We start from the raw sequence: 24,959 nt of genomic DNA on the forward strand, positions 1-24,959 counted from the left end.
TGGCGTCGATGCTGCCCGAGGCGATGCTCGCCGAGCCGGAGCCGGCCTGCACTGCGGGCGAGCCGGGCGGGAGAGCCGGGCAGGCGGGCCGAAGTGGGACGAGTTCCGGGCATGGAACTTTATGACCCCCGCGCCCCCTGGCGGACCGCTGCCCCCCCTTACCGTGCGTTTTCGGCGCTCAGTTGAAGATGTCCACGATGTCCAGCCTGGAGCCGTCCGTGGCGGGGCGGTGCCGTAACGGGAGCGGATCCGGGTAGGTCTCCGCTGCGGCCCTCGCGCGGACGATGTCCGGCCCGCCGCACGCCGCGACCGCGAAAGCGCCGAAAACCTTGGCGAACGCGGCCGGGTCGCGGAACTCCACGCCGATCGCCCGGCCGTCCCGCAGCGGCATCCACACCACCCGGTCGAACCGTGGCCATTCCAGCACCGGCTGGTCGTCCGCGGTCGACCGCCCCTCCAGCCACAACCGCGCCACGTGCAGCAGGTTCACCTTTTCCATCGGCAGCCGCTTGCGCCGCAGCCGCATTTCACGCTCCGTCAGCGCGAACCGCTGGTCCTTCTTCGAGTACCAGACGATGCCGACCCCGAACGGCGCCCACAGCAGGATCCCGATCATCGGCCAGACCAAGGCATTGCCCCATGACCGGACCAGCCCGCCGTCCAGCACGTACAGGACCCCGAAGACCAGAACCCACTTCGCCGTCATCCGCCAGAACCCGCTGCCTTGCCGGTACAGGACCCGCCGCTTCCCCGTCATCGCCATGCCCGCACGCTATCCGCCGCCCCCCAACTCACCGCAGGCCCCCGTCGGGTACAGCCGGGGCGGGCGGCGTCACCGATGCCACTGCCAGCCTGAGCGTGAGCCAGCTGGCGGGGACTACGGCGGGAGGTGCCGCCAGCGGGTCACACCCGACACCCGAGCCGAAACCCAACTCCTTCGGCAGCGATGCGATCCCTGTGCACCGACACCGCCACCGCGTGGGTACTCGAAGGCCACCGCGGCGCAACGCCGCACGGGAGCGACGCGGCGGGTTACAAGGCGAACAGCTTACGAGGCGAACAGCGCGGCCCGGGCGACAGGCCGGACCGACCGGTCCTCGCCAGCGCGCTCCGGCTGGTTGATTTCGGCCCAGACCGTGTCAAGGGACAACCCGAGGATGTCGGCGATCGCGGCGATGGTCGGAAAGGCGGGGGTGGCCACGCGGCCGGATTCGATCTTTCGGAGTGTCTCCGGCGAGATGCCCGCGGCGAGCGCGACGTCGAGCATCGAGCGGCGGCCCCGGGCCTGGCGGAGCAGGGCACCGAGGCGCTGTCCGCGTTCGACCTCGGCGGGAGTGAGCGGCAACCTGACCATGTAGCCATTCTAATACCGGTACAGTTAGAACGGTATAGTTATTGGAAGCGCGTGAGAGGCCCCCATGATTGAGATCCTGAACTCCACCCGGCTCGAGCGGGCGAAGGACACCGGAGCGCTGGTCGGCGACATCCTGCACACGCTGAAGCAGCGCAGCACGGCCGGCACGAACCTTCTGGACATCGACCAGTGGGCCAAGGAAATGATCACTGAGGCGGGCGCACAGTCCTGCTACGTCGACTACGCGCCGTCCTTCGGTCGCGGCCCCTTCGGCCACTACATCTGCACGGCCGTCAACGACGCCGTGCTCCACGGCCGGCCCCACAACTACACGCTGGCCGACGGCGACCTGCTGACCCTCGACCTGGCTGTCTCCACGCGCGGAGTGGCCGCGGATGCCGCGATCAGCTTCCTCGTGGGCAAGGCCCGGCCGGCGGAGAGCGTCGCGATGATCGAGACGACCGAACGCGCACTGGCCGCGGGCATTGCAGCCGCCAAGCCAGGGGCACGCATCGGCGACCTCTCCCACGCCATCGGTACGGTCCTCAGCGAGGCCGGCTACCCGATCAACCTTGAGTTCGGCGGTCACGGCATCGGCTCGACCATGCATCAGGACCCACACGTCGCGAACAACGGACGGCCCGGCCGGGGCTACAAGCTCCGCCCTGGACTGCTCCTGGCCTTGGAGCCCTGGGTCATGGCCGACACCGCCACGCTCGTCACCGACGCCGACGGCTGGACGTTGCGCAGCGCAACGGGCTGCCGGACGGCACACAGCGAGCACACCATCGCCATCACTGACGACGGAGCCGAAATCCTCACTCTGCCCACGCAGGCGTAGCCACGAGGCGCCACGCCCGCAGTACCGCTGCAGGCGGCGGCATGAGGTACGGCGCCCCTCGGCTCACGCGCGCCTAGCCACTGGTCCTAGCGGAGGTCCAGCATGCCTTTGCTCATGCGGCATGTTTGCAGGCAGCACTGACAACTGGCCTTCTTCTTCGTGGCCTTCGCCTGAGACTCCGCCCCGAGACTTCTGAGGTTTGTCGTTGGTTCGGGGGTGTTGCGGGGGTGGCTTCGCGATCGCGACTATCGGCCGACGTCGACTTCGAGGAGGTAACGGCCTCCGAGGGGATGCTTGACGCTTCCGGTGGGCTGCCGCCCGCGCAGCCCACGGCGAGGCCGCGGGCACCCGAGCCCTGATCGAGGTGCTGCTGCTGGCCCGGCACATGGAGCACGACCACGTCGTCAACGGTCTCGCGGCCGCCCACCGGGCCGGGGCACTGACCGCGGACGCGGACGCGCTGGAGTGCGATGCCAAGCCCAGTATCGACCCGGCCACGGTCAACACACTGGCCACCTGCGACTGGGTCAAGGAGGGCGAGCCGCTCTGCCTGATCGGCGACTCCGGCACCGGCAAGTCCCACCTGCTGATCGCGTTGGGGACCGAGGCCGCCATGCTCGGCTACCGCGTCCGCTACGTGCTGGCCACGAAGCTGGTCAACGAACTGGTCAAAGCCGCCGACGAGAAGCAGCTGTCGAAGACCATCGCCCGCTACGGACGCGTCGACCTACTCGCGATCGATGAACTCGGCTACATGGAACTCGACCGGCGCGGAGCCGAGTTGCTGTTCCAGGTGCTGACGGAGCGGGAAGAGAAGAACAGCGTCGCGATTGCTTCCAACGAGTCGTTTTCCGGGTGGACGAAGACGTTCACAGATCCGCGGCTCTGCGCGGCCATCGTCGACCGGCTCACCTTCAACGGCGCGATCATCCAGACTGGCACCGAGTCCTACCGGCTCGCCCACACGAAGGCGGTGGCCGAGCGCGCCGAAGCCAGCTGACCGGCCGCCGCGCGGGAGACCCTCCCGGCAGCGGCCCCGAACTCAGCCTTCTCGCTATGGGCTGACAAGTTGTGCGGGATCTCTCGGGAGACGGCCTGTCGGGCAGGCCCGGGTGGGTCTGCCCGACGGTGTGCAGTGTGTGACACCCTGCCCGAGCTTTCGGGTGAGGGTGGTGCCTGTGGTGTGGCTAGGCGGCCGGCTTACGGATGCTCAGCGATGCCTGGCCCGCCGGTCAGTCGATGCCGTCGACAATGCGGAAGTCGCGCTCGACGCCGTCGGGGAGGGCCACCAGCGCCTTCTGGTATGCCTCACTCTCGTATGCCGCGACGGCCTGTTCAAAGCTGTCGAACTCGATCAGAACGACGCGTTGCGTGATTCCGGCCTCGTGGGCGACAACTCGACCGCCACTGGACGGGATCCGGGACAGGACGCGCCCGCCCCCAGCCTGGACAGCCGGACCGGCCAGCTTGTCGTAGGCAGTCAGCCTCTCAGGGTCGGAAATGGCGGGGTAGACACTGACCCAGTAGCCCTTAGCCATGGAAACCTCCTGTGTTCGGCCGGACACGTCCGACTTCGAATTGACACTCAGATCGATCGATCCCGGCGACGGGCACTGAGGTCAGTTGAAGCGTCATATGCGCAGGTTAGGGCTTGACGTGGAGTCAGGGGAAAGACCGATACGGGATAGACTCAGAACGGATCGTTATCAATCGGCAGGGGGGCACGTGGCGCCGGATACGGTGAGCCTGCGGTACTTCCTGGTGCTGGCGCAGGAGTTGAACTTCACCCGCGCGGCCGCACGCATCGGTATCGCACAGCCCGCACTCAGCGCCCGGATGCGCCGATTGGAGGCGGAACTCGGTACGGCCCTGCTGGTTCGAGACACGCGTAGCGTCGTATTGACCACGGCCGGTGCGGCTTTGGCGGAGTCCGCGCCGCCCTCGCTGGCGGCGCTGGACCGGGCATGGGACACCGCCCGGAGCGCGGCGGCCGGTGAACTGGGCACGCTGCGCATCGGATACAGCCTCAGCACTGGGGCCGAGACGGCACCGGCCCTGGTGGACAGGCTGATTCGCGGCAACAGCGGACTCGAGGTCGGCGCGGTCCCGATGGCGACACCGGAGATCTCCCCCGCGGTCGCCGACGGCCGCATCGATGCCGGGATCACCCGCGGTGAACAGCCGGGCCGTGGCGTGCACCGGTTCCTGCTGCGGCGTGCGCGCATCGGGGTCCAGCTGGCGCAGCACCATCCGCTGGCCGAACACCCGGAGATCGAGATCGCCGAGGCGGCCGCGTATCCGCTGCGCCTCCCGGACCGTGCGGCCAACCCCGTGATCCACGATCAGCTGTCCGCACTGTTCCGAGACACCCGACCACACCCCCGATTCCACACGCCCGCAGTCTCTTTCGACATGTCTCAGCGCGACCTGCGCGACGGGGTCACCCTCGCCCCGGCCGGAGAAGCCGCGGCCACGGCACAACCGGCCGGTCTCACCTGGCGACCGCTGCGAGGCGCGCCCAGCCTGACGATCCACCTGGTCCTCCCACGCGAGCAGTCGCCGCTGCACCGCCGCATCCGTGCCGTCGCCAAAACCCTGGCGCACGAGCTGCACTGGCTGCCGGACTGACGCGCAAGAGGTCAAGCGAGACGGACGCCTGCGGTGGCGAGGCCAAAGGCCTTGCGCCCGGCGGACTTCGCGGTGATGACGACGGCGGTCTTGCTGAATGTCCGACACGACCTCACTACGCCGGCGGATCAGCATCCGATGATGGCCCCAGGGCCAAGCATGGCGACGTACCACCCCCATCGCGACCAGCTCCTCGTCGAAGATGTTCTGGCCGCCCTCGGTCGCCCCGTCCGAATTGGCATCGTGCGCGAACTCGCCGCCTCGAAGGGAGAGCGCACCTGCGGCAGCCTTCCCATGAACGTCACCAAAGCCACCGCCACCTTCCACTGGCGCGTGCTGCGCGAAGCCGGCGTGACCCGCGAACACAAGGTCGGCCGCTACAAGTCCGTTGATCTGCGCCTCGAAGACCTCGACGCCCGCTTTCCCGGACTCCTTGACGCCGTCCTCGCCGCCACGCTGCCCACACTTGACCCCACTGCCTGAGGCTGACCTCGACGCTCGATGACCATGGCGCTCCTATCGCCGCACCCGCACCCGCACCCGAGCCGAAGCAACCGCCAAGGCCAGCTGGCACCTGCCGGTTCCGACTCGACGGCCCGCCGCCCTCACGAGCGGCGGGCCGCCGCGCCTCCCTTGCCCTGACGACGGTGTGCTGCCGCGTCCCGGATCTCCTCGGTGGCCGCCCGGAAAGCAGGGGCGGCGTGAGCGAAGTAGTCGAAGAGAACGGCGCGTTGGTCGGGCGTGTACCGACTGAGAACCTCGGCGATCTGGCGCCGGGCAGGCCCGACCACCTTCTCAATACGGTCGAGGGAGTCGGCCACCGGCTCGACGATGACCTTGCGTCGATCATCCGGATCGGCAACCCGGCGGGCGAATCCGGCTCGCTCCAGCCGGTCGATCAGGCGAGTGGTCGCCCCGGTGGTGAGACCGGTACGCGCGGCCAGTTCTCCCGAGGTGAGCGTGCCCTCCAACGCGATCTGGCTGAGCGCATACCACTCGGAGGCGCTGAGCCCCACCGCTTCCGCCCCGGCCATGCCGTGGAGTCCCACAGCGTCGAGGTACTGACGGAAGACCAAGTGCTCGCCTGCCGGCGTCGGGTCTGCCATGTCCCTGGGTGCCCCTTGCATAGTTAGCTGCATGCATGCAGATAATGCATACCTGCAATACCTGCATCAGTGCAACCACCTGGAGAATTTCATGCCCACCACGGACGACCGGAATGCCGTCACCACGGTGATCGCCTCACTCGTCGACGCCTGGCGACGCCACGACGCCGACGCGTACGGTGCGCACTTCACACAGGACGCCACCTACGTCACCTTCGTCGGCACGTACTACCAGGGCCGTCGCGACATCATCGACAGCCACCGGACGCTGTTCGCCAAATTCCTCAAGGGCACACAGCTCGCCGACGAGATCCTGGACATCCGCTTCTACGGGCCAGACACCGCCGTGATCACCGGCCGCGGCGACAGCTACAAGGGCAGCAAGCCGAAGAAGCTGACCAAGGTCCAGACCTACACCCTGGTCCGGGAGCCGGACGGCCAGTGGCGCATCGCGGCCTTCCACAACACCAAGCGCAAGCCGCTTATGGAGGCCATCTCCTTCAAGGCCGCCCCCGCTCTCGTCCCGGCATCCCAGAAGTGACCGGTGAAGCTGGCCCCGCATCGGCGCATGGGCAGGCGCCAGCACACTCACACCGCACTTCTCAACCACTGCCCCATCAACCGACAGCGCGCAGCGCCACCACGCAAGGGATACCCCGGACGGTGGGGCGTCCCACGCAGCGACGTCATTTTTCATGAACATTCACGCCGCCGCTGACCGTCACATGCCTCTCGAGCCGGTGGAGAAACGCTGTCGCCTGAAGTGAACGAAGCCACCGCCATCGTCCTCTGTGTCAATGCGAGGTCGATCATCGCGGGGAACCAGAGCCAGGAGCGGGATGTCTTGCGGGATGCCTTGCGGGAGGCACCGAGAGGAAGTGTCCCGCAAGGCGATCGCGGCCCTCGCCAGGGCGGATGGTAGATCTCAGTCGCCCGGCCACGGCCATTTCCCGCGCCGTGCCGTGCCCTGATGGTGTCCGCGGCAACAGCAGTATCGCGGTCTGCGCCACTCATCTCCCGGTACGACACAGCCCTTGCCGCCTCCCAGGCAGCGGCACCGTGGCCTGGGAGGCGGCAAGGGCTGCCGCGACAGTCTTTCTGCGTTGGATGCCATTTCGGGGGTAGGTAGCTGCCGTGGTGCTGGCAGGGCACCTGGGCAGCAGGGCGGACCGTATGGACCAGACAGACGTACGAGGGCTTCTTTTCCGTGGGGCTATCACGGTTTCAGCGGCCTTCGGTGACGACGATGAAGAGATCCCCGCCGCTCGTGCGTTGGCCCGAAGCTTTCTGACAGACTTGCAGGCCGTCCACGGGTTTCCGGTCTCCGGGCGCGTGATGGGCATGGTGCAGCTGGTGGTCAGCGAGCTGGTGACCAACACCCGCAAATACGCGCCCGGACCGTGCCTGGTCACGCTCGAGGTCCAGCACGGCGCGGTGGAAGTGAGCGTCTGGGACAGCAGCACCACGCTCCCCGCGGTTCTGGCGCAGGGCCCCGCCCGGATCGGCCGGCACGGACTCGAGATCGTGATGGCGGTGTCCAAGAGCTTTCAAGTACAGCGGGAACCGGTGGGCAAGCGGATCACCGCCGCCATCGTGCTGGCCGACGACCCCGACGGCGACGTCGCGGGCCACAAGCTGTAATCACTACATTCACCGCCTGCGCTCCCCCTGCCGGAGAAGCTGCCCTTCACGAGACTGGGCTGCGTGTACCGCACGCGTACCGCAGTGCCCGCACGGAAGCGGAGCAGTTCGTGGCCGCGCAGCGCCAATAGAGCGGAGCGTCAACTCGTCCTGCTACGCCAGGGTGGAGACGAGCCGTCAGCGGGGCGGCTCATGCCACAACACGATCACCTCCTGCGCGGGTCGAGGCGGCCCCGCGCTGTGTCCTCCCTACGATCGGCTGCTGTGGCACACACCTTCGAAGAACTCGTCGAGATGCAGCGCGCGGCCGACGCGGCGCACGCCCAGGCCGAGCGCCTACGAGACCAGTACGGTCCGCCGACCGCCCACCCGTGGTCCGCACAGCAGTCACAGACCTACGAGACGGCATGGCGGGCGGCGCGTGACCTGGCCCGGGACGCCCAGAACGCGATCGCCACCTACGCCAAGACGAACGGCGAGGCCCGCCAGGACACCGAAACCCGGGTGAAGAAGGCGGCCGGGCATCTCGAGTAGGCCCGCCTGCCCTTGCCGGACCGCCCCCGCTCGAAAGGTCTGCACGAGCTCGCTGCACGGCGAGACGGCGCTACGCGGATCGTGCCGGGATGCTGGCGCACGACGGCTCGCTGCGGCAGGGGCAGTGTGACGGAGTACTGGATGCGGAACTCGGTGTTCGGCCGCCAGCTCGCGGCACCAACCATGTCGGTGATCCGAGCCTCCTCGATCCTCCTCCCCCAGCCAAAATGCAGGAGGATACGTGGGTACGAAGAGGGTTTCCGGCAATGCTGGGCCGATGTCCATGGTGGCCTGGGTGGTGCGCTCAGTGATCCGGCACGAGACGGTCCTTTTGGCCTCGTCGAGCAGTCCGCGGTCGGCGCGCCACTGGCGGGCTGAGGCGGGGGGTCCCTGGGATGAGGCACGGCTCCAAGCCCCGGTTGGTGGTCCGTCAGGTCATGGTGGGCCGCTCTGTGGTGGTGATAGGGCTGGCCGGCGAGCTGGATCCCAACACCGCCATGCTGCTGCGCGAGGCGATCTTGCAGGTAGCGGTGCGGCCAGGTGTCCGCCGTCGGCTCTTGCTGGACTTGTCCACCCTCACCCGCTGCGGCAATGCCGGGCTCTATACGCTGCTGGGCGTCTGCCAAGCGCTGGATGCCGTCGGGCGTCACGGTGGACATCATCGAGACCGGCGCCGTGGCCCCCATGACGCCATCCACCGGGCAGGTCTGCAGGATTTGCCGCATGGGCCGTAAGCCCGCGAATGACCATGCAGCCACTGACCGAGACGCTACCGCTGCCCCAACGGAAACTGACGGCCCGCAATCGGCCCGGTGAAAGACCAGGGCTGGTCCGAAGAGCGAGGCGGTCGACCCGTTCCATCTCTGCCAGCACAAGGCGCAAGCAGGTGGATGCCCATCGCAATCTGAAGGGAGGCCAGCCGCCTCTCACACGTCCGCCGCCTCGCTCATGCCTTCTACCCAGTCGTAGAGGGTGTCGCTGGTGTACTGCACCTCTTCCATCAGGCGAGTGGCCTCGACGACCAAAACGCCATAGGGGCGGGCGGGATCGGTCAGCGGTAGCAACTGGGCCTCGGCTTCTTCGGCAACCTCCCGACGGCGTTCCTGCGCGGTGCGGGTCCGGTCGGCCAACTGTTGTGTCTGCTGGGCCAGATGCGCCTCGTCCAGGGTGCTCAGCGCCTCGGCGATCTCGGAGATGGCTTCGAGGAAGGCCGCGTACCGGCCGAAAAAGCGCCGGTAGTTGTACTCGTTCTCTTCTTGGCGCCACTGGTCGAGACTCCTCATCAAGGAAGCCAGCTGCTGCAGGGTCCGCTCCAGGGCGTTGAGCACCGTCTCATAGCCTTGGAAGGTGATGTGCCCACGATGGCGCCTCAACAGCCGCCGGGGGTTGTAGTGGACGCTCTCCTTGGCGGTGCTCAGCCCCGCCCTTGCTTGCGAGATCAGCTGGTCCGTCTGGGCGGCACGCTCGCGCCACCGCCTGATGGTCTCCTCCTCCGGCGCACCGTCGCGCAGGACCGGATGCATATCCCCGGTCAGATCGTGGAGGGCCTGGGCGAGCATACGGACGCTGTGTTCGGCGCTGCGGTAGCGCAGCGGCGGAACAACGGTGATGTTGACTGCGGTACCGATCGCGCAGCCGATGAGGACCAGGAGCACGATCTGCCCCAGCTGCGTGATGCGGGTCAGGTTGTCGGTGGCGCTGCTGTAGGTGGAGAACGCGAAGAACGCCGCGGTGGCTACCTGTGGGCCCTGCACGCCGAGCACCCGGGAGCGGCCGATCGACAGAGCGATGACGGCGACCAGCACAAAGGTCAGCATGTCTGGTCCGGCGAGGAAACCGAGCGCGGCCTGTACGGCCACCCCCGAGGCGACCGCGCCGACGTAGCGCAGGGACTGCGTCACGGACTGATAGACCGTCACATACATGATCATCACTGCGGAGAACGGGGCGAACGCCGGCGACTGCGCGTCCAGCACGTAGAAGGAAACCACCCAGGCCAGCGAGGCCGCCAGAGTGCTCTTGGCGACCAACAACAGAGTCTCGCTCTCGGGGCCCGCGTGGCGAAAGGCCCTCCCCCACCACTGTCCCACCCGTACGAACCATCCCGACCGTCCCTGAACCCGCGCCCCGCCAACCGCCATACCAATGACCGCTCTCTTTCTGCACCCACAGACCCACTTGTCCCAGGCGGAGTACCACGACATCAGGCACCCCACGCCCCACGACATCCTCGAGACGGCCTCGAGCAGTCCGACGGCGGCAATTTGGAGATCGGCGCTCTCATTGGTCGCGCAGCAAGCCTCCGTTGGCCTCAGCGGCTACCGCGGCAGCAGGCTGCTCTTAACCCTCGCCGACTCGGACTCGGACGGCCTGACTAACTGACTGACAGGGATCGTCGCGTCGTCGGCGTCCAACGACGATCTCCTCTGGAGGGTCCGACTTATTGTGGGAACTTGTCGGTGAAGCGAGCAGTGACTTACCGCAGGAAGGGCTAGGCCAGCGGCCGAGCCGCCGAACGCCGCTCGGAAACCGGGTGCCGCCCCGTCGCCCAAGCCCCGCGGGCCACGCTCTTGCTGCAGGGCTCAGGCCGGATGATCCGGACGCTCCCCTGGCGGAGTTCCGCCGCCGGGGCCGCCGCCCTTACTGCCTTTATCCGGCCCGTGGGCGTGAGCACCGGCCGACCCCGGCCTTCCTGGCTGGCGGGCCTTGCGTTCGGCGCTGTCCTGAGGGGTAGCTGCGCCCTTGTCGCTGCGCCGCTGTTCAGGCTGCTGCGGGTTCGGCATCGCGATCACCTCCCTTACATGATCCCATTTATCCGGCCGAGCGCCTGGCCGCGCGACCCCACCAAGGTCACCAAGGACGGCTGCAAAGCCCTCACGGGCAGCGAAAGGTCAGCCGTGGCGGCTTGGTAAAACACTTACGGCTGGGCGTGAATCACCGCGCCCCCGGCGCTTAGCGTGCTGTCACGGTGAAGATGCTGCCCTGCGGGTCACAGAGAGTAGTTTCCGGGTGGCCCTGGTCGGTGTGACGCACCACGGAACCGCCGTGACTGAGCGCTGCACGTACCGTGGCTTCTGGGTCGGTGACCGTGAAGTAGACGTCCCATCGGGGCAGGTCCGCCGGGCTGGGTGCTCTGTCGTCGCCGCCCGAGCCGAGGCGGGCGAGCACTTTCCCCTCCTGGCTCAGGACGACTTCGTCGTCCTCATAGCCCACCTCACAGCAACCGGGCCGTTCGCAGGCCCAGTCCAGAACCTGGCCGTAGAAAATGGCCGCCTCGAAGGCGTCCGGTGACCGCAGGCGTAGCCACACCGGTGCGTCCGCCCGCCAGGAATGCCAGTCAGAGATCAGCTGGCCTTCCCAGATCCCGAACACGGCGCCGTCCCGGTCCGCCGCAAGCGCCCCGCGGCCTACCGGAAACCGCAGCGGCCCCACGGCGACGGTGGCGCTGCGCTCACGGATCCGCGCAGCCGTCTCATCCACATCTTCGACCGCGAAGTAAGGCGTCCACGCGACAGGAACCCGCAGCGTCGAGGCGAGGGCTCCGATACCGGCCACGGGCTTGCCCTCGTGCAGGGCGACACGGAAATCCTCGCCGAGGCTCGCCGGGCGGAAGGTCCAGCCCAGGACTGCACTGTAGAAGGATTCAGCGGCCGCCAGGTCATGTGTCAGCAAGCTCGTCCAGCAAGGCGCGCCGACGATCTCACGGCTGGTGATGGCATCTGCTACGGGGGTGACAGTTCTGTGTCCGGTCATCGCACTCGACATCCCATGGGCAAGGAGACGTGGCAGCGGATCAGCTGGCCGAAAGCACGTTCTCGCGCGTGGCCGCGCCCAGCACCATGCAACCGGCTTGATTGCCCGGCTTCATCCGCTCTTGCCATGCTATCCGCCAGGGCGATTACCAAAGGCATGGCCGCCTTCCCGACCCATCAAGGTGGTGAGCCGAGATCGTGGGCTGGCCGCAATAGCCGAGCACCTGGTCAAAGACCCTGGGCACCGGGACGGCGATCTCGCAAGGCTCGGCCGGCTTCGTCGGCGAAGCCGGTCGCCAGACGCCGAGGCCCTGCTAGGGACGCCGAGCTGGGCCACGGCCTCCGCCGCACGTACCCCGCGCACGGCCGCGGTCTCCGCGCTTCGCCAGCCGCAGGAAGAACAGGGCGTGAGGTATCCGCGAGCTCCTGGACAGGCGAGCGTGTGACGCCCGGGAAGCTGTGCGCTGTTGTTTCCCCTGCTGAGCCGCGGCCCCCGAAGTGCTGTCAGTTCTCCGCACACGGTCCGGCGGTGGCGAACGCTTCAGGAACCGGAAGATCTGCGGGCCGCTGATTCATCCGTTCGGTCGCTGTCTGCTCGCAGAGTTATAAGGCCCCGCATCAGATGGGACCACCGCGGTTCCCGATGAAATGCCAGCCGGAGGGTACGCGGAGGGTCATTGGAAAGGGGCGCGGCCCGGGAGCCCGCCCCCGTCTGGAAGGAGTACGTCGTGCCGCAGGGTTCCAGCAAGAAGCGTGAGCGTCAGTACGAGCACATCAAGGAGGGTGCCGAGAAGCGTGGCACTTCTGAGGGCCGGGCGAAGGAGATCGCGGCGCGCACCGTGAACAAGGAGCGGGCCCGCTCCGGTGAGTCGAAAACGGCGAGCAAGACATCCACCCGGGACAAGAAGTCCGCTTCGCAGCGCGGCGGTGAGCGCTCGCACAGCGGTTCGCAGGGGCCGACGAAGGACCAGCTGTACGCGGAGGCCAAGAAGCGCGGCATCGACGGCCGTTCGTCGATGAACAAACAGCAACTGGCCAAGGCCGTCGGACGCTGACCGCCAGACCCCACGCACGCCCGCAGGACCGCGGGGGGCTGACGGCTGACCTAGCGCACGGACTCGCCCGGGAGGCTGTCGCTCTTCGCGCTATCCGAAGGCCACCTATGCGGCCCCGGTGCCACGTCGAACTCGCCCAGGTGCGCATGGTTGTCAGCCCCGGGCACTGGCGGTAATGGGGCCGGTTTGAGCTTGAGCTCACGCCCTACCAGCAAAAGAGGGGCCTCACCCTTGAGGGAACACGGTAGGGGTGTGATCGCGGAGCTCACCGCCGATCACCGCGAGGTCGATGCGCTGTTCGCTCAGATCGAGGCCCAGCCGGTAGGTGACCAACGGCGCCGGGAGCTGGCCGGTGAACCCACCAGGCAACTGGTACAGCATGCCGTGGCCAAGGAAAAGCTGCTGCACTCAGCAGTGCGCGAGTACATCCCAGGCGGCGGCGACCTCATCGCCAAGGAGCTGACCGACCACGCGGCGGTGGAGCTGCTCCTCAAAGACGGGGGTGGAGCTGCTCCTCAAAGACCTGGAGGGGGGCCACGCGGACGATCCGCAGTTCGATCACCTGGTGGCCAGGCTCAGGCTCGAGGTGCGCGCACACGTACGCGCCGAGGAAGAGCGCCTCTTCCCTCCCCTGTCGGTGACCTGCACGCCCGATCTCCTGAAGGATCTGGGCGCCAAGGTCCGCACCGCAAAGAAGACCGCCCCCCACCCGTCCGCGCCCCTGCCCTGCGCACCCAATGGCCCGCCGGGCCACAAACTCCAGGCTCCAGCGCGGGTTGGTGGATCACACCCGCGCCCTGATGGCCGGCCGTCGCACGAACTGCCCCGTCCCCACCACGACATGAGGCCTGCGGCCACCGGCCGCAACAACACGCGAAGGAGACACGACGATGACCACCGCACGAGAGATCATGACCGAGGGCGCCGAATGTATCGGCGCTGACGAGCCCGTTCTGCTCGCCGCCCAGAAGATGACCGAACTGGGCGTCGGCGCGCTGCCGATCTGTGGCACCGACGACAAGCTCAAGGGCGTGATCACCGACCGCGACATCGTGATCAAGGTGCTGGGAGCCGGCAAGGACCCCGCCTCGACCATGGCCGGTGAGCTGTCCCAGGGCGAAGCCGTCACGATCGGCGCCGACGACGACGCCAGCGAGATCCTGCGCACCATGACGTCCCACAAGACCCGCCGCCTGCCCGTCATCGACGGCCACCGCCTGGTCGGCATGGTCTCCCAGGGCGACGTCGCCCGCGCCCTGCCCGACCCCCAGGTCGGAGACCTCCTGGAAGCACTCTCCAGCGACTGAACGGCACGCCCGACGTTGCAGCCAGGCGCGCCTGAAGGCGGAGGCGAGGCGCGCCTTGGCGTGGAGCGCACGTCGGCGGCGGAGTCAGTTTGAGCAAAGGACGGTCGGGCAGGCGCGTATCGATGCTTTGGACAGAAGGCATCTACCCGCGAGCGGCGTGCCGCTTTCCGGCTGGATGACTCTCATGGCTGTCGCGCCCCCGCGGAACCTTGCTGGCTGACCCGTTGAGGAGCGTTCTTTTTATGCTCACCGACAGCATCTCCAACACGCCGCAGCACGCGCGCTCACGCCGTGATCACGACGACTCCCCCGACACCAGGGCGGCCTTCGCCCATCTGGCACGCCTCGACGCGGGCCCCGAGCGGGACCTGCTGTGTGAGCAGGTAGTCGAGGCATGGCTGCCGATGGCGCACCGTATCGCCAGCCGCTTTCGTGACAAGGGCGAGAGCATGGAGGACCTCAAGCAGGTCGCCGCCATCGGCCTGCTCAAGGCCGTCAACCGCTATGACCCTGGCCGCGGCGCGTTCGAGTCGTATGCGGTGCCGACCATCACCGGTGAACTGCGCCGCCACTTCCGAGACCACACGTGGGACCTGCACGTGCCGCGCAGCGTGCAAGAACTGCGCAACAAGGTCCGCGCCGCCCGCCGCGAGCTGATGCAGCAGCCCGGCAGCCCCGAACCGACACTCGTCGACCTCGCCGCGAAGACGGGCCTGAGCGAGAGCCAAGTCCGTGACGGCCTGACAGCGATCGACAGCTACCAGGCCCTGTCCCTGGACGCCGAGTTCTCCCCCACGGACGGCGACGGCTTCAACATGGCCGACACGCTCGGCACTCCAGAGCCTTCATACGACCTGGTCGCCGACCGCGAGGCCGCCAAACCTGGCCTGCGGCATCTGCCGGAGCGGGAGCGCACCATCCTGTATCTGCGTTTCTTCGAGCACATGACGCAGAGCCGGATCGGGGAAGAACTCGGCATCTCCCAGATGCACGTCTCCCGGCTCATCCGGGAAAGCTGCGCCCGGGTCCGCGAGGAAGCACGCGAAAAGGCCGAGCTCCAAGCAGCCGCCTGAGAAGCTGGCCTCACCGGATGCCTGTACTTGCCGACGTCTACTGCCGAGTCTCCTTCGAACTCGACGACGGTGCTCGGCCATCGCTCCCCAGCGCCCCCCTTGGCCTGAACCCACGGTTAATGACCGCGCCTACCGAGATGTGCACGATCAAGGCCGCAGAAGGGAGGATGGGACAAGGCCGCACGGGCCAAGAAGGACGTCACAGTCCACTCAACCCGCGCGGCTGTCGTCATGTCACGGCCGACCCCGATCAGGCGCGGCCCGGCGGGTTGTCGAGATGAGCGTTAATACGGCCGAGCAGGGCGAACAGTTGCGTGCGCTCGTCGTGGCCGAGTGGGGCCATGATGTGCTCGTTGACGCCGTCGAGGACGCGGTCGAGTTCGGCGAGGCGGCGCTCGCCGCTGTCGGTGATGGTGATGACGTTGCGGCGCTTGTCGCCGGGGTCGGGGGCACGGCGGACCCAGCCGCCGTCCGCAAGGTCGTTGAGGACGGCCACGAGGTCACTCTTGTAAATCCGGGTGCGGCCGGAGAGAGCCGCCTGACTCGCGGGGCCGAACTCGCCGAGAGCGGCGAGCACCACGAAGTGGTCCTTACGGGCACCCACCGCGCCGAGCGCATCGCCCGCCACGCGCCGCATTTGAGCGGCCGTCATCCCGACGAGGCGCGAGAGCTGACCCTTGAGCCGGGCAGGAGTCTCGCCGCCGCGGTCAAAGCTCAGTTCCTCGCCCGTCTCCATGTCGACAGCCTACCCGCTTGCGTTAGCTCCCCTAACGATATACTTTCGTTAGGGCATCGAACGTTAGTGACTCTAATTGTTTGAAGGAGCTTTCCATGACCAGCACCGAAACTCTCATCCGCGACCTCGCCGACCGCGCCGAACTGTCCGACCTGGTCGCCCGCCACAGCCTGTGGATCGACGAGGGCCGCTACGACGAGACCGATCGACTCTTCACCCAGGACGTCGTGGTCAAGTCCCTCCGCGGAGAGGCACACGGCATCGAGCCGCTCATCGACCTCGTCCGCTCACGCCACGACGACTACGTCCGCACCCTGCACAACAAGTCCAACCTCGTCATCGAGGTCAACGGCGCGACCGCCACGGTGCGGGCCCACGACATCGCCGTCTTCGTCATCGACGACAAATCAGAGGCGGTCGCCGCCGCCATCCACCACTACCGAGCGCGCCGCACCCAGGACGGCTGGCGCTTCGACCGCCTCGAAATCACCCCGGTCGCCCTGACCGAGGCCCTGGGGCGAGCCCTCTAGGGCATGCATCGAAAGTGCCTGGTGAGGATGGCGGAGAGCCCATTCTGTGATCCAGAATGATTGCATGGTCACGCTTGAGACTCCCCGTTTGATCCTGCGTCGCTGGCGCGAGGAAGACGTTGCGCCCATGGCTGCCATCAATGCCGACCCCCAGGTCATGCGGTGGATCCGTGACGGCAGCGTCCGTGACGAACAGCAGACTCGCGGCGGGATCCAGGCATGGGAGAGCGAGTGGGAGTCACAGGGCTTCGGCCTGTTCGCCGTGGAGATCCGGTCCACTGGCGAGCTGGCCGGGTTCACCGGCCTTTCGGTGCCCAACTACTTGCCGGAGGTACTGCCGGCGGTTGAGGTCGGCTGGCGGCTGGGACGTTCCCACTGGGGACAGGGCTTGGCCACCGAGGCCGCTGCGACCGCTGTACGGTTCGGATTCGAAGAGCGAGGGCTGGAGCGGATCGTCAGCATCACTCAAGTGGGCAACGACGCCTCCGAACGGATCATGACAAAACTGGGGATGCATCCGGTCCGTAAGACCGTCAATCCCACCGGCGGTCGGCGAGTCCGGGTGTTCGAGTTGTCTTCGGACCAGTACGTCACAACCACTCACTCGCGGCGCGAGGCCGGTCCCGATGCATCGCACCGGTGAACAGCCGGACCCACAACTCGGGGTAACTCTTGGCCAGTTCCGAGGCGGTTTCCAGCCCGGTCAGCCCTCCGCCGACCACCGCGACAGTGCCGTCTGACGCCAACTCGGCAACCCTGTGCCGCAACCGCGTCGCCTGCTCAGAGCCGGCGACAGCGTACGCGTGCTCGACTGCCCCCGGAAGAACATCGTCGAGCCGCGCCCGGCTGCCTACCGCATTCACCAGGGTGTCGTAGCCGATCGTCCGGGGCGCGACGTCCATACACACGGTCCGGCAAGTGGTATCGATCGCGGTCACACGTCCGACGACCAGCTGGACCGATGTCCCGCGGAGCTGTTGACGCAACGACAGCTCCGCCAATCGCTGCCCGGCAGCCAGCTGATGGAGCCGGACCCGCTCCACGAACCGGTCTGAGGCATTGACCAGCGTGATGGCGACGTCGCTTCGGCGTAGCTTCCGGGCGAGGCGCTTGGCCGCCAGCAGACCGGCGTAACCGGCACCTACGACGACGAGGCGATGGCTCATGGCATGACATCCTTTGGGACTTTGGGACTTTGGGGCTACGGCTGCTTCGGCGGCTCGGCGCCACCTCTGACAATCAGTCGCCGCACATCGGCGTCAGGGCGCGGATCTGGCCACTGCAACCGCCCAGGCGATGTACAGGACGTTCACCACCAGCCGGGCCACCGCACCGGCAGGCCTCTCCAGCAGCCGGGGCCGGTCCGGCCGCGCGCGCCGCAGCGCGTCCACGTGGGACACCAGGTAACAGGTGATCAGGACGGCGGCGGCCCAGCCTCCGACCCGCCTGCTGCACGGAACCAGCACCAGCGCACCCACCACGACCTCCGCCGCCCCACTGACAGCCACGAGGAGCCGCTCCCGGCGGAGCCATGCCGGTATCAGCATGCGGAAGTAGCCGGGGGCCAGGAAATGCATGACCCCAGTGACGACCAGGAATATCGCCAAGGCGACGGCAGCGATGGCGATAGCGATAGCGATAGCGTGCATGGCACGATGATCCGCTCCCCTCATGCCTGGGCACTTGAACAAAACGATCGCCGTATCGTCTTCGCCTCCGGCCCCGAGGCAACGATGTTCGCCGAGTCCCGCCCATCCCGCGTCGCCCAACACCGGCTGCCCGCGTGGAAAGCCGTACTGCCGATCGGCGGCCACGCCCAACTCCTCCAGCCGGGACGGCCCATGGTGACGGCGCCCGGCCTGATCGTTCCGCCTCAACTGACCCACACCTGCGCGGCGACCTCGCCCTACATCGCCCTGTTCATCGACCCCTGGCTGCTGCCGTCCTGCCCTGGGCCGATACCGCTCGGTGCAGGCGAGGTCCGCCGCTTGCTCGCCGCACTCGGCACCACCGATTCCGACGGCCCCGGCACCTGCGCGGACCTGGCCGCCGGATACGCCGAGCTGCGGACACTCGCCGGGCGCCCGACCCCACTCGACCCGAGAGTCGCCCACGCCATCGACCTGTGCACGTTGCGCGATCCGGACATGCCCATCGCCTCCATCTCCAACAAGATCGGCCTGTCGGCCCCTCGGCTGCGCGCCCTGGTCCGGCAGGACGTGGGCATCGCGCTTACTCGCTTGCGCCGATGGGGCCGGCTCCGCACCGCGATCGCCGACCTGCCCAATTCGACTGCCGCTCTGGCCGCAGCCACCGCAGGCTTCACCGACCAGGCCCACCTCACCCGCACTGCACGGGACTTCATCGGGCGCACGCCCGCCTCCTTCAGGGCCGGAACGCATAGCTGAACCTGACTGGCCACGTTGAGGTATACGCCGACACCCCGCCCGCCTACGACCCGCAGGCCGACCCGGATGGCCCCGACGGCGGCTTCGAACTCGCTGCGGGAGCCACCCTGCGCGACGCCCTCGCCACCTGGCATGCGGAAATCGCCCGCGCCCGCGAGCACTGCGCCGAGCGAGCTCTGGCTGGCACTGGCCGCTTCATGGAGCAGGACGTCAACCTCCGCTGGATCTACGTCCACATGATCGAGGAGTACGCCCGCCCCAACGGCCACGCCGATCTGCTGCGGGCACGCATCGACGGGGCCGCCGGCGTGTAGTGCCGGATCAGGCAGCGTTGGCTCTGTCGACGACGGCGCGTAGGCGCCGGTCGTCAGCATGGCGGTTTCGCCAGATGACGTAGCGGCGGATCATGCCGCCCAGATTTCGTAGCGCTACACGCCACCTGGCGGTAGCTATACGAGAACGGGGCGGAGCAGGAGGATGGCGGTCAGGACGCCGCGCTCGCGCTGGCGTGCAGTCTGCACGCCATGAACGAGGTCTCCAAGGGCACCAACTTCCTTGGCAGCTACGCCTTCACCGGCCCTCGGCGCCGGGCCTGCGGCAACTGCGCGACCTGCGCACGGATGACAGCGAGGACGGATAGCCGCAGGCCGACGCGCACGATCGAAAGCGATCCGGCTTTCGGGTAGGCGTCGTCGACGGCCTCGGTGGAACCGGCGAACTTGGACTTCTTCCACGCCAGTTGCTGGGAGACTCCCAGCTGGTTGGCGATCTGCTGCCACGCCTCGCCGTTGTGCCGGGCCACGGGTACGGCCGTGGTGATCTTCCCCCTGGAGGCCGTGCAGCGCGTCCAGGGCTGGGCTGCCAGAGGGCGCTATTGGATCGGGGCGAAGATCTGACTCAGCAGTGCGTCCATCGTCCATCGCTTCGCGGACGTGCACCAGCCAGTACCGCGCTATCCCGCGCTGCGTGGCGACAGCCGCCGTGTGATCCGGTCGAACAGCTCCGTCAGCGGCTCGCCGACGTCCCGGCCGAACTCGGTCAGCCCGTACGTGACCTGAGGCGGCGTCGTCGGCTCTACCTCCCGCCAGACCAGGCCGTCCTGGACCAGCGCGCGCAGGGTCTGGGCGAGCATCTTCTCGCTGATGCCCTGGATGCTCTCGCGCAATTCGTAGAACCGGAGGTCATCGCTCCGCAACGAGATCAGCACCCAGACGCCCCACCTGCTGGTCACATGGTCGACCACATCGCGCGCAGGGCAGTCGGTGTGAAACACGTCATACCGCTGCCCCGCCACGGCCTGTCTGCGCTGCACGCTTCCCGTCATTTCATGAGCTTACCTCAAGGTATGCCCTTACCGAAAGTTAGCCCTTGCTCTTAGCGTGACGACCACAGAGAACATCCGACGAGGAGCTGATCATGATCGTAGTAACCGGGGCTACCGGGAATATCGGCCGGCCGTTGACGCAGACGCTGTCCGAGACGGGCCAGCAAGTGATGGCAGTGTCACGGCACACGGCGGCGGTGCCGAACGGCGTCCGTCACGTGACGGCCGACCTGGCCGAGCCGGCCAGCCTCAAGCCCGCGCTGGCCGGGGCGAAGGCGCTGTTCCTGCTGCTGTCCGGCAACCTGCACGCCGCTGGAGCCAACCCTGCCGACATCATCAGCGAAGCTGCGGCCAGCGGGGTCCGCCGGGTCGTTCTGCTCTCCACGCTGGGCGTGGTGACCAGGCCCTCCGGCCAAACGCGGATCGCGATGCGCGCGCTGGAGGACACGCTGCGGGAGTCCGGCCTGGAGTGGGCCATCCTGCGGCCGGGCGGCTTCGCCTCCAACGCCCTGTGGTGGGCCGAGTCCGTCCGCGCGCAACAGGCCGTCGCCGCGCCCTTCGGCGACGTCGGGGTGCCGATCATCGACCCGGCGGACATCGCCGCGGTCGCGGCAGCCTGCCTGCTGGAGGACCGGCACACCGGCGGCGTCTACGAGCTGACCGGCCCGGAGGTGATCACTCCGCGCCAGCAGGCGGAGGCCATCGCCGCCGCGCTGGGCTCGCCAGTGAGGTTTCACGAGCTCACCCGCGACGAGGCCAAGACCGCCATGGCCCAGAGCATGCCGGCGGAGCTTGCCGACGACACTCTGGACATCCTCGGCTCACCGAGCCCGGCTGAGCTGCGCGTCAGCCCGGACGTTCAGCAGGTCCTCGGCCGCGCCCCGCGCCCCTTCGCCGACTGGGCCGCCCGCAATGTCGCCGCGTTCCGCTGAGACTGATCAGAAGCTGTTTCCGAACCGCGAAATCGCAGGTCGCGCCGGTATGGCGGAAGCGGTGGTGGAACAGAACCGTTCGCAGAGCGGTCACGTGACGGGGAAGCGAACGGAGCCTCTGGGGCGGTTCCCCCTCGAGGTCGACGGGGCCCGGCCGAACCACACCAAGGCCCCCGTCTCGTAGTCGGCAGGGGCCTTGGGTGGTGGCGATCCGACGTCCCGGTACTGCTTGTGTGTCAGGCAAAGTCGGTCGGGCGGCCCAGGGGCTCGGTGGCGTCGACTTCGTCGAGGCGGAGCTGGAGCCGCTCGCGGATACGATCGACCGCGTTGGCGCCCAGCGGTAGCCGCAGCGGGGGCTTTTCCATGCGTGTGGCGGTGATGATGGCGTGGGCCGCGCGGGCGGGATCGCCCGGCTGGGTCCCGTGCATCGCCAGGAACTGCTTCTTGGCCGGGTCCAGGACGGAACGGTAGTCGTCGATGGGGTCGGCGAAGCGTACGGAGCGCCCACCGAAGTCCGTGCGGAAGGGGCCGGGTTCCACGATGACGACGTGGATGCCGAGGTGGGCGACTTCGAGGGCCAGCCCCTCGGAGAGACCCTCGAGGGCGAACTTGGTGCCCGCGTAGGCGGTGCCGCCCAGGGTGGCCATGACGCCGCCGACCGACGACATCTGCACGATGCAGCCCGAGCGCTGAGCACGCATGGTGGGCAGAACCTTGCGGGTTACGTCCATGGCGCCGAAGACATTGGTGTCGAACTGGTGGCGCAGCTCGACGTCCGACAGTTCTTCGACGGCGCCGCGCATCGCGTAGCCGGCGTTGTTGACGAGGACGTCGATGCGGCCGAAGTCCTTGAGCGCCGTGGCCACGGCGTCATCGACGGCGGCGGGGTCGGTGACGTCGAGGGGGACGGCGCGCACACGGTCGGGTGCGGCGGAAACCAGGTCGCCGAGGGTCGAGGTATCACGGGCGGTGGCCACGAGGCGTTCGCCGGCGGCGATGACCTCGTGGGCCAGGGCGCGGCCCAGGCCGGTGCTCGTACCTGTGATGAACCAGACCTTGGCGGTTTCGGGAGTGGAGGGCTGCGAGGTCATCGGGGGCGCGTCCTTTCAATGGCGTGCCGATCCATGCCGGGTGGCGGCTGGAGCGAAGGGGCGGGGGCGTGGTGGGTCGATCTTCGTCTGCTGTCCTGGCGGGATCGGCCGGGCAGGGGCGTCCGGGCAGCATCGGCCGGACGGGGTCGTCGGACAGGGTCGGCCGGTTGGGGTCGTCGGACAGGGTCGGCCGGTTGGGGTCGGCCGGACAGGAACTAGCGCGAAGTCCGGGTGGGCTGGGGCGTGTTGGCGTCGTCTTGTGTCCGCTCGATCAGGTCCGGGGTCTGGTCGCGCGGGGCGGCGGGCGGTGCCTGCGTGGACAAGGGGAAGGCGCGGCGCCCGATCGATGCGGCGATGAGGAGGACGACGGCGAAGATGCCAAGGCTCGCCCAGGGCAAGGGAGTTGTCTGGTCGGCCGAGTAGAGGATGCCTCCCAGGAGGGGGCCGGCGGCCATGCCGGCGTTGAGCATCGTGACCAGCATCGACTGGGCGACTTCCACCGAGGCCCCCGCGACCCGGGCGGAGGAGGCCTGCAGCATGGTCGGCGCGGCTCCCAGGGCAAGCCCCCACACGGCGATGGCCGCGAGGGTGGCCACGGCGTTGGTTCCAATGACGGCGAGCAGGGCCATCGCGCCGGTGAAGCCGGCCAGGGCGGCCATGACGACGGCACGCAGGTTGCGGTCGATCAGAGCTCCGGTCAGCCAGAGGCCGACGATGGAGGCGATGCCGAAGACGAGCAGGACGACATCGACCCGGTCCTGCAGGCCCGAGGAGGACAGGAAGGAGGCGATGTAGGTGTAGAGGTTCGTGTGGGCGACCTCGAAGGCGAACGCGATCAGCATCAGGACTGCGATGCCCGGGCGCAGCAGGATCCGGCTGACCGGGATGCGCTCGTGGGCGGGTTCCGCTTCGAGGGGCGGGATGGCCGCCCGTACCCAGACGGTCGTAAGGAGTCCCAGGACGGCCATCACGGCGAACGTGGAGCGCCAGCCGATGCCAGTGCCCAGGGCGGTGCCCAGAGGGACTCCCAGGGCCAGGGCGACGGGGACGCCGCCCATGGAGACAGCCAGGGCCTTGCCCTTGCTGGATTCGGGGACCAGCCGCATGGCGTATCCGGCCAGCATGGCCCACTGCAGTCCTGCGCCGAGTCCTGCGATGAGGCGGCCGGTGAAGGTCAGGGCGTACCAAGGAGAGAGAGCCGTGGCGATGTTGGCGGCGACCACGGCGAGAAGGGTGACCAGCAGGACCGGGCGGCGTGGCCAGCGTCGGGTCAGCGCGGTCAGCGGGATGGCCGCGGCCATCGAGCCCACGGCGTAGACGGTCACCAGTTGTCCGGCGGTTGATTGGGAGACGTCGAGGCCGTCGCTGATCTGCGGCAGCAGGCCGGCGGGGATGGTCTCGGTGAGCACGGTGACGAACCCGGAGACCGCCAGGGCCAGTAACCCGGCCCAGGGCAGTGGACGGTGTCCTTGTGGGGTGGACGAGTCTGTCACGGGCCTCCTCTTATAGTTACCTTGAATGCCAAGGTAAATTATCTTGAGACTCAAGGGAGTGTCAAAGGTGCCTGTATCCGAGCCGCCGCCGACGGAGCCGCAGGACTCCGTCGCAGCCGAACTGACCTCATGGATCGCCGACATGCCCGATGTCGACCCGGACACCGAAGCGGCCCGCCAGCGCATCGGTCGCATGGCCCGTCTCTTCGAGCGCCTGCTGTCGCGCGTGGCCGCCGACCATGAGCTGACGGCCGGGGACTGGGCGGCCCTGTCCGCCCTGCAGCGCTCAGGCGCTCCCCACCAGGTCTCCCCCACCGCGCTGTCGCAGCAGCTCGGGATCACCTCGGGCACGATGAGCGTGCGCCTGAGCCGCCTCGCGCGTGCCGGGCTGATCGAGTCCGTGGCGGCGGCCGACGGGCGCAGCAAGCCGGTGCGCCTGACCGAACAGGGGCAGGCCCGCTGGCGCTCGGCCACCCAGGAGCGCACCTCTCAGGAGCGGCGGCTGTTCGCAGAGGCGTTGAACCCTGAAGAGCTGGAGGAGCTCAACGTGTTGCTGAGTGGCCTGCTGCGCCGCCTGGAGGATGAGTTCGGGCAGGTCTCACGTCACGACGTTCCCAAGGACTAGGGCCTGTGCGGAGTCGTGATCACGACTCCGCACAGGCCCTAGCGCCCGCCGGGCTGCTCCACCCGTCGCTGCCACTCTCCGACCTCGGGAACCCAGCAGACGATGACGGTTCGCCCTCACCGGTCGGGGGCGGCCAAGGTTTTCCGGGGCGGCCAAGGTTTCCAGGTCGGTCTCGGCGAGCTTGGCCAGTGCCTCGTCAGAAGGGCGACCACGCATCACCAGCCAGGTGTTGGCCGCACTGTCCCCGACGGCGTGCAGAGCCGCCTCACCCGTCATCTCGGTCAGCTACTCGCTCCCACGCCCCACAACACGGCCGAAGAGCTGCCGCACCCAGGCATAGACATCACCGCCCGCCTGCGTAGCGATGGCCTGGGCAAAGGGAACAGCACTCACGGCCCCCACGATCGTCGCCGCCTCACCCCGATCGATGACCACCGGGTCCGGGGCACTACGCGCAGGGGATTTCGCCGCCCGCCTGGCAGGCACAGCACGAGGCATCTCACGAGGCATCTCCACAAGTCCCCGACCG

Annotated in this window: 30 protein-coding genes and 3 pseudogenes; 18 read left to right on the forward strand and 15 right to left on the reverse strand. The window is 68.1% G+C overall.

Annotated features, from left to right (window positions below):
- Positions 1 to 178 precede the first annotated feature (178 nt).
- Complete coding sequence (locus E5671_RS03710; RefSeq protein ID WP_160502416.1) at positions 179 to 763, reverse strand: hypothetical protein; 585 nt, start codon at positions 761 to 763, stop codon at positions 179 to 181.
- A 285-nt stretch (positions 764 to 1,048) separates the two neighbouring features.
- The gene (locus tag E5671_RS03715; protein WP_160502417.1) at positions 1,049 to 1,354 is read right to left on the reverse strand and encodes a helix-turn-helix domain-containing protein; all 306 of its coding nucleotides are present in this window, start codon (positions 1,352 to 1,354) and stop codon (positions 1,049 to 1,051) included.
- A gap of 64 nt (positions 1,355 to 1,418) precedes the next feature.
- Between E5671_RS03715 and map the strand changes: the two genes are divergently transcribed.
- Positions 1,419 to 2,195 (forward strand): type I methionyl aminopeptidase, encoded by a 777-nt coding sequence (gene map / locus E5671_RS03720; protein WP_160502418.1) that lies wholly within the window; start codon positions 1,419 to 1,421, stop codon positions 2,193 to 2,195.
- A gap of 391 nt (positions 2,196 to 2,586) precedes the next feature.
- A pseudogene (locus E5671_RS03725) lies at positions 2,587 to 3,195 on the forward strand (ATP-binding protein); the annotation flags it as partial.
- A 232-nt stretch (positions 3,196 to 3,427) separates the two neighbouring features.
- Here the strand turns inward: E5671_RS03725 and E5671_RS03730 are convergent.
- Positions 3,428 to 3,733: a DUF1330 domain-containing protein gene (locus E5671_RS03730; protein WP_160502419.1), complete on the reverse strand. Its 306-nt coding sequence runs from the start codon at positions 3,731 to 3,733 to the stop codon at positions 3,428 to 3,430.
- Between the two features lie 187 nt (positions 3,734 to 3,920).
- On the opposite strand from E5671_RS03730, the gene E5671_RS03735 reads away from it, so the two are divergent.
- Complete coding sequence (locus E5671_RS03735; protein WP_160502420.1) at positions 3,921 to 4,823, forward strand: LysR family transcriptional regulator; 903 nt, start codon at positions 3,921 to 3,923, stop codon at positions 4,821 to 4,823.
- Positions 4,824 to 4,982: 159 nt separating this feature from the next.
- Entirely contained in the window at positions 4,983 to 5,306 is a 324-nt protein-coding gene (locus E5671_RS03745; RefSeq protein WP_160502421.1) for an ArsR/SmtB family transcription factor, read from the forward strand.
- Positions 5,307 to 5,428: 122 nt separating this feature from the next.
- Here E5671_RS03745 and E5671_RS03750 read toward each other — a convergent pair whose 3' ends face one another.
- The gene (locus E5671_RS03750) at positions 5,429 to 5,929 is read right to left on the reverse strand and encodes a MarR family winged helix-turn-helix transcriptional regulator (RefSeq protein ID WP_160502422.1); all 501 of its coding nucleotides are present in this window, start codon (positions 5,927 to 5,929) and stop codon (positions 5,429 to 5,431) included.
- Between the two features lie 91 nt (positions 5,930 to 6,020).
- On the opposite strand from E5671_RS03750, the gene E5671_RS03755 reads away from it, so the two are divergent.
- From E5671_RS03755 to E5671_RS03770, 4 genes are all read left to right on the forward strand, one after another.
- Complete coding sequence (locus E5671_RS03755) at positions 6,021 to 6,470, forward strand: SgcJ/EcaC family oxidoreductase (RefSeq protein ID WP_160502423.1); 450 nt, start codon at positions 6,021 to 6,023, stop codon at positions 6,468 to 6,470.
- Positions 6,471 to 7,102: 632 nt separating this feature from the next.
- On the forward strand, positions 7,103 to 7,570 hold the full coding sequence (locus tag E5671_RS03760) for an ATP-binding protein (protein ID WP_160502424.1): 468 nt from the start codon (positions 7,103 to 7,105) through the stop codon (positions 7,568 to 7,570).
- Positions 7,571 to 7,834: 264 nt separating this feature from the next.
- The gene (locus E5671_RS03765) at positions 7,835 to 8,104 is read left to right on the forward strand and encodes a hypothetical protein (protein WP_160502425.1); all 270 of its coding nucleotides are present in this window, start codon (positions 7,835 to 7,837) and stop codon (positions 8,102 to 8,104) included.
- Between the two features lie 395 nt (positions 8,105 to 8,499).
- Positions 8,500 to 8,838 carry an STAS domain-containing protein gene (locus E5671_RS03770; RefSeq protein WP_160502426.1) on the forward strand — a complete coding sequence of 113 codons (339 nt, stop codon included), beginning with the start codon at positions 8,500 to 8,502 and terminating at the stop codon, positions 8,836 to 8,838.
- Between the two features lie 192 nt (positions 8,839 to 9,030).
- On the opposite strand, the gene E5671_RS03775 is transcribed toward E5671_RS03770, so the two are convergent.
- Together E5671_RS03775 and E5671_RS03785 are read right to left on the reverse strand one after the other, a co-directional pair.
- On the reverse strand, positions 9,031 to 10,134 hold the full coding sequence (locus E5671_RS03775) for an FUSC family protein (protein WP_336605654.1): 1,104 nt from the start codon (positions 10,132 to 10,134) through the stop codon (positions 9,031 to 9,033).
- A 922-nt stretch (positions 10,135 to 11,056) separates the two neighbouring features.
- On the reverse strand, positions 11,057 to 11,857 hold the full coding sequence (locus E5671_RS03785; RefSeq protein ID WP_160502428.1) for a VOC family protein: 801 nt from the start codon (positions 11,855 to 11,857) through the stop codon (positions 11,057 to 11,059).
- A 727-nt stretch (positions 11,858 to 12,584) separates the two neighbouring features.
- On the opposite strand from E5671_RS03785, the gene E5671_RS03790 reads away from it, so the two are divergent.
- Entirely contained in the window at positions 12,585 to 12,911 is a 327-nt protein-coding gene (locus E5671_RS03790) for a plasmid stabilization protein (protein WP_160502429.1), read from the forward strand.
- Between the two features lie 225 nt (positions 12,912 to 13,136).
- Here the strand turns inward: E5671_RS03790 and E5671_RS47330 are convergent, their stop codons facing one another.
- Positions 13,137 to 13,292: a hypothetical protein gene (locus E5671_RS47330; protein WP_336606092.1), complete on the reverse strand. Its 156-nt coding sequence runs from the start codon at positions 13,290 to 13,292 to the stop codon at positions 13,137 to 13,139.
- On the opposite strand from E5671_RS47330, the pseudogene E5671_RS03795 reads away from it, so the two are divergent.
- The 3 genes and pseudogenes from E5671_RS03795 to E5671_RS03805 all read left to right on the forward strand — a co-directional run bounded on the left by E5671_RS03795 (position 13,218) and on the right by E5671_RS03805 (position 15,291).
- Positions 13,218 to 13,756, forward strand: a pseudogene (locus E5671_RS03795) (hemerythrin domain-containing protein). The gene E5671_RS47330 and the pseudogene E5671_RS03795 overlap by 75 nt on opposite strands.
- A gap of 45 nt (positions 13,757 to 13,801) precedes the next feature.
- The gene (locus E5671_RS03800; protein WP_160502430.1) at positions 13,802 to 14,218 is read left to right on the forward strand and encodes a CBS domain-containing protein; all 417 of its coding nucleotides are present in this window, start codon (positions 13,802 to 13,804) and stop codon (positions 14,216 to 14,218) included.
- A gap of 242 nt (positions 14,219 to 14,460) precedes the next feature.
- On the forward strand, positions 14,461 to 15,291 hold the full coding sequence (locus tag E5671_RS03805) for a SigB/SigF/SigG family RNA polymerase sigma factor (RefSeq protein WP_160502431.1): 831 nt from the start codon (positions 14,461 to 14,463) through the stop codon (positions 15,289 to 15,291).
- Between the two features lie 250 nt (positions 15,292 to 15,541).
- Here the strand turns inward: E5671_RS03805 and E5671_RS03810 are convergent, their stop codons facing one another.
- Complete coding sequence (locus E5671_RS03810) at positions 15,542 to 16,027, reverse strand: MarR family winged helix-turn-helix transcriptional regulator (RefSeq protein ID WP_160502432.1); 486 nt, start codon at positions 16,025 to 16,027, stop codon at positions 15,542 to 15,544.
- Between the two features lie 95 nt (positions 16,028 to 16,122).
- On the opposite strand from E5671_RS03810, the gene E5671_RS03815 reads away from it, so the two are divergent.
- Entirely contained in the window at positions 16,123 to 16,557 is a 435-nt protein-coding gene (locus tag E5671_RS03815; RefSeq protein WP_160502433.1) for a nuclear transport factor 2 family protein, read from the forward strand.
- Positions 16,558 to 16,621: 64 nt separating this feature from the next.
- Positions 16,622 to 17,200: a GNAT family N-acetyltransferase gene (locus tag E5671_RS03820; RefSeq protein WP_160502434.1), complete on the forward strand. Its 579-nt coding sequence runs from the start codon at positions 16,622 to 16,624 to the stop codon at positions 17,198 to 17,200.
- On the opposite strand, the gene E5671_RS03825 is transcribed toward E5671_RS03820, so the two are convergent.
- Both E5671_RS03825 and E5671_RS03830 read right to left on the reverse strand, forming a co-directional pair.
- Positions 17,148 to 17,723: an NAD(P)/FAD-dependent oxidoreductase gene (locus E5671_RS03825; protein WP_160502435.1), complete on the reverse strand. Its 576-nt coding sequence runs from the start codon at positions 17,721 to 17,723 to the stop codon at positions 17,148 to 17,150. The two genes, E5671_RS03820 and E5671_RS03825, sit on opposite strands and share 53 nt — an antisense overlap.
- 93 nt (positions 17,724 to 17,816) lie before the next feature.
- Positions 17,817 to 18,206, reverse strand: coding sequence for a hypothetical protein (locus E5671_RS03830; RefSeq protein ID WP_160502436.1), 390 nt, complete (start codon positions 18,204 to 18,206; stop codon positions 17,817 to 17,819).
- A gap of 6 nt (positions 18,207 to 18,212) precedes the next feature.
- Between E5671_RS03830 and E5671_RS03835 the strand changes: the two genes are divergently transcribed.
- Both E5671_RS03835 and E5671_RS03840 read left to right on the forward strand, forming a co-directional pair.
- Positions 18,213 to 18,965 (forward strand): helix-turn-helix domain-containing protein, encoded by a 753-nt coding sequence (locus tag E5671_RS03835; protein WP_237330092.1) that lies wholly within the window; start codon positions 18,213 to 18,215, stop codon positions 18,963 to 18,965.
- 2 nt (positions 18,966 to 18,967) lie between these two features.
- Entirely contained in the window at positions 18,968 to 19,279 is a 312-nt protein-coding gene (locus E5671_RS03840) for a mycothiol transferase (RefSeq protein ID WP_336606035.1), read from the forward strand.
- Between the two features lie 7 nt (positions 19,280 to 19,286).
- Here E5671_RS03840 and E5671_RS47335 read toward each other — a convergent pair.
- From E5671_RS47335 to E5671_RS03855, 3 genes and pseudogenes are all read right to left on the reverse strand, one after another.
- Positions 19,287 to 19,379: pseudogene (locus E5671_RS47335) on the reverse strand (transposase); the annotation flags it as partial.
- Positions 19,380 to 19,527: 148 nt separating this feature from the next.
- Entirely contained in the window at positions 19,528 to 19,767 is a 240-nt protein-coding gene (locus E5671_RS03850) for a hypothetical protein (RefSeq protein WP_160502437.1), read from the reverse strand.
- 150 nt (positions 19,768 to 19,917) lie between these two features.
- Complete coding sequence (locus tag E5671_RS03855) at positions 19,918 to 20,289, reverse strand: winged helix-turn-helix transcriptional regulator (protein WP_160502438.1); 372 nt, start codon at positions 20,287 to 20,289, stop codon at positions 19,918 to 19,920.
- Positions 20,290 to 20,381: 92 nt separating this feature from the next.
- Here E5671_RS03855 and E5671_RS03860 point away from each other — a divergent pair, with 92 nt between their 5' ends.
- Positions 20,382 to 21,221, forward strand: coding sequence for an SDR family oxidoreductase (locus tag E5671_RS03860; RefSeq protein WP_160502439.1), 840 nt, complete (start codon positions 20,382 to 20,384; stop codon positions 21,219 to 21,221).
- A gap of 236 nt (positions 21,222 to 21,457) precedes the next feature.
- On the opposite strand, the gene E5671_RS03865 is transcribed toward E5671_RS03860, so the two are convergent.
- Both E5671_RS03865 and E5671_RS03870 read right to left on the reverse strand, forming a co-directional pair.
- The gene (locus E5671_RS03865) at positions 21,458 to 22,312 is read right to left on the reverse strand and encodes an oxidoreductase (RefSeq protein WP_160502440.1); all 855 of its coding nucleotides are present in this window, start codon (positions 22,310 to 22,312) and stop codon (positions 21,458 to 21,460) included.
- Between the two features lie 215 nt (positions 22,313 to 22,527).
- Positions 22,528 to 23,805 carry an MFS transporter gene (locus E5671_RS03870; RefSeq protein WP_160502441.1) on the reverse strand — a complete coding sequence of 426 codons (1,278 nt, stop codon included), beginning with the start codon at positions 23,803 to 23,805 and terminating at the stop codon, positions 22,528 to 22,530.
- Between the two features lie 67 nt (positions 23,806 to 23,872).
- Between E5671_RS03870 and E5671_RS03875 the strand changes: the two genes are divergently transcribed.
- The gene (locus E5671_RS03875; protein WP_336605655.1) at positions 23,873 to 24,430 is read left to right on the forward strand and encodes a MarR family winged helix-turn-helix transcriptional regulator; all 558 of its coding nucleotides are present in this window, start codon (positions 23,873 to 23,875) and stop codon (positions 24,428 to 24,430) included.
- Positions 24,431 to 24,959 lie beyond the last annotated feature (529 nt).

It is taken from the genome of Streptomyces sp. BA2 (assembly GCF_009769735.1).
Taxonomy (GTDB): domain Bacteria; phylum Actinomycetota; class Actinomycetes; order Streptomycetales; family Streptomycetaceae; genus Streptomyces.

Coding starts and splice junctions, on each gene's coding strand:
- E5671_RS03855 (WP_160502438.1), bottom strand. CDS start 20,289: ATGACGGGAAGCGTGCAGCGCAGACAGGCCGTGGCGGGGCAGCGGTAT.
- E5671_RS03715 (WP_160502417.1), bottom strand. CDS start 1,354: ATGGTCAGGTTGCCGCTCACTCCCGCCGAGGTCGAACGCGGACAGCGC.
- E5671_RS03825 (WP_160502435.1), bottom strand. CDS start 17,723: ATGAGCCATCGCCTCGTCGTCGTAGGTGCCGGTTACGCCGGTCTGCTG.
- E5671_RS47330 (WP_336606092.1), bottom strand. CDS start 13,292: ATGCTGTACCAGTTGCCTGGTGGGTTCACCGGCCAGCTCCCGGCGCCG.
- E5671_RS03860 (WP_160502439.1), top strand. CDS start 20,382: ATGATCGTAGTAACCGGGGCTACCGGGAATATCGGCCGGCCGTTGACG.
- E5671_RS03820 (WP_160502434.1), top strand. CDS start 16,622: ATGGTCACGCTTGAGACTCCCCGTTTGATCCTGCGTCGCTGGCGCGAG.
- E5671_RS03830 (WP_160502436.1), bottom strand. CDS start 18,206: ATGCACGCTATCGCTATCGCTATCGCCATCGCTGCCGTCGCCTTGGCG.
- E5671_RS03770 (WP_160502426.1), top strand. CDS start 8,500: ATGAGGCACGGCTCCAAGCCCCGGTTGGTGGTCCGTCAGGTCATGGTG.
- E5671_RS03805 (WP_160502431.1), top strand. CDS start 14,461: ATGCTCACCGACAGCATCTCCAACACGCCGCAGCACGCGCGCTCACGC.
- E5671_RS03710 (WP_160502416.1), bottom strand. CDS start 763: ATGGCGATGACGGGGAAGCGGCGGGTCCTGTACCGGCAAGGCAGCGGG.
- E5671_RS03755 (WP_160502423.1), top strand. CDS start 6,021: ATGCCCACCACGGACGACCGGAATGCCGTCACCACGGTGATCGCCTCA.
- E5671_RS03745 (WP_160502421.1), top strand. CDS start 4,983: ATGGCGACGTACCACCCCCATCGCGACCAGCTCCTCGTCGAAGATGTT.
- map (WP_160502418.1), top strand. CDS start 1,419: ATGATTGAGATCCTGAACTCCACCCGGCTCGAGCGGGCGAAGGACACC.
- E5671_RS03750 (WP_160502422.1), bottom strand. CDS start 5,929: ATGGCAGACCCGACGCCGGCAGGCGAGCACTTGGTCTTCCGTCAGTAC.
- E5671_RS03865 (WP_160502440.1), bottom strand. CDS start 22,312: ATGACCTCGCAGCCCTCCACTCCCGAAACCGCCAAGGTCTGGTTCATC.
- E5671_RS03815 (WP_160502433.1), top strand. CDS start 16,123: ATGACCAGCACCGAAACTCTCATCCGCGACCTCGCCGACCGCGCCGAA.
- E5671_RS03835 (WP_237330092.1), top strand. CDS start 18,213: ATGATCCGCTCCCCTCATGCCTGGGCACTTGAACAAAACGATCGCCGT.
- E5671_RS03760 (WP_160502424.1), top strand. CDS start 7,103: ATGGACCAGACAGACGTACGAGGGCTTCTTTTCCGTGGGGCTATCACG.
- E5671_RS03800 (WP_160502430.1), top strand. CDS start 13,802: ATGACCACCGCACGAGAGATCATGACCGAGGGCGCCGAATGTATCGGC.
- E5671_RS03785 (WP_160502428.1), bottom strand. CDS start 11,857: ATGACCGGACACAGAACTGTCACCCCCGTAGCAGATGCCATCACCAGC.
- E5671_RS03810 (WP_160502432.1), bottom strand. CDS start 16,027: ATGGAGACGGGCGAGGAACTGAGCTTTGACCGCGGCGGCGAGACTCCT.
- E5671_RS03730 (WP_160502419.1), bottom strand. CDS start 3,733: ATGGCTAAGGGCTACTGGGTCAGTGTCTACCCCGCCATTTCCGACCCT.